We start from the raw sequence: 937 nt of genomic DNA on the forward strand, positions 1-937 counted from the left end.
CCGCCGCCGACCCGGCAGCCGTGGACGCCGCCCACGCGGCGGTGGCGGTGCTGCTCATCGGGCCGGCGGGCGCGGGCAAGACCACCGTCGCGCGGTACTGGGCCGACCGTCGCCCGGTGCCCACCGCGCACATCAGCCTGGACGACGTACGCGAGTGGGTGCGCTCCGGGTTCGCCGACCCCCAGACGGGTTGGGACGACCGCTCCGAGGCCCAGTACCGGCTGGCCCGCCGCACCTGCGGCTTCGCCGCCCGCAACTTCCTCGCCAACCGCATCTCGTGCGTCCTCGACGACGCGGTCTTCCCCGACCGGCCCGTGGTGGGGCTGGGCGGCTGGAAACGGCACGTCGGTCCGGGGCTGATCCCGGTGGTGCTGCTGCCCGGCCTGGAGGTCGTCCTCGAACGCAACGCGGCCCGCAGCGGCAACCGCCGCCTCTCGGACGAGGAGGTCGCCCGCATCCACGGCCGCATGGCCGGCTGGTACAGCTCCGGCCTGCCGATCCTGGACAACTCCCGGGACGACGTGGAGACCACCGCCCGGCTGCTGGACGAGATAGTCGCCCGCAGCCTCGCCAGCCCGCCCAGCTGGTGACCGGTCCCGGCTGGGCGCCTCCGCGCCCGTCGCAGCGGGGTTCCGCCGGAGAGTCGCCCCCGCGGGCCCACCGTCGCGGAGGGCCCCCGTACGGCCGCTCCCGACCGGCCGGACGGCCGTGGCGACCTTAGGCTCGGGAACATGTCCGAGGTGCACACGCTTCGCCGCTCCCGGCTCCGTGAACGCTGCGCGGCGTCAGCCGCTGACAGCACGTCGGCGCTGGTGTCGAGCCCGGCCAACATCCGCTACCTCTCCGGCGTCGAGGCGCCCGGCGCGGTACTGCTGCTCGGCGCCGACGGCCGGTACACCCTGCTCGCGCGGCCCGGCGAGGGGTCGGCGGCACTGCC

At 76.0% G+C, this 937-nt stretch carries 2 protein-coding genes; both read left to right on the top strand.

Annotated elements, in window-relative coordinates; translation table 11 throughout:
• Positions 1-590 (top strand): AAA family ATPase (locus ACYVE9_RS28470; protein ID WP_461030768.1); only part of this gene is annotated, 590 nt, incomplete at its 5' end.
• Between the two features lie 141 nt (positions 591-731).
• On the top strand, positions 732-937 hold a 206-nt coding region (locus ACYVE9_RS28475), incomplete at its 3' end, for an aminopeptidase P family N-terminal domain-containing protein (protein ID WP_461030769.1).

The organism is Streptomyces sparsus (assembly GCF_054776295.1).